General features: G+C 41.0%; 1 protein-coding gene. It reads left to right on the top strand.

The annotated features are described in order from the left end of the window. On the top strand, positions 1–429 hold a 429-nt coding region (locus LC455_RS31170; RefSeq protein WP_223596816.1), incomplete at both ends, for a protein adenylyltransferase SelO family protein.

Raw genomic sequence — 429 nt, 5'->3', positions numbered from 1 at the left:
GCTGACGGAAGAGCCGTATTGAGATCTTCTGTACGTGAATATCTGATGAGTGAAGCGATGTATCATTTAGGAGTTCCTACAACAAGAGCACTTAGTCTGGCTTTTACGGGCGAAGATGTAATGCGCGATATTATGTACAGTGGAAATCCTCAACTTGAAAAGGGCGCGGTGGTCATCAGAACTGCTGAAAGTTTCCTGCGCTTCGGACATTTTGAACTGATGTCTGCTCAAAGGGAATACAACAGCCTGCAGGAACTTGCTGATTTTACTATTGAATATTATTTTCCGGAAATAATATCATCAGATACTCAAAAATATAAAGACTTCTTTCAAAATATATGCATCCGCACCGCAGACTTAATGGTGGAATGGTTCAGAGTAGGATTTGTACATGGAGTGATGAATACAGATAACATGTCTGTTCTGGGG

The organism is Neobacillus bataviensis (assembly GCF_019969725.1).
This window is presented reverse-complemented; position numbering and strand designations above follow the sequence as displayed.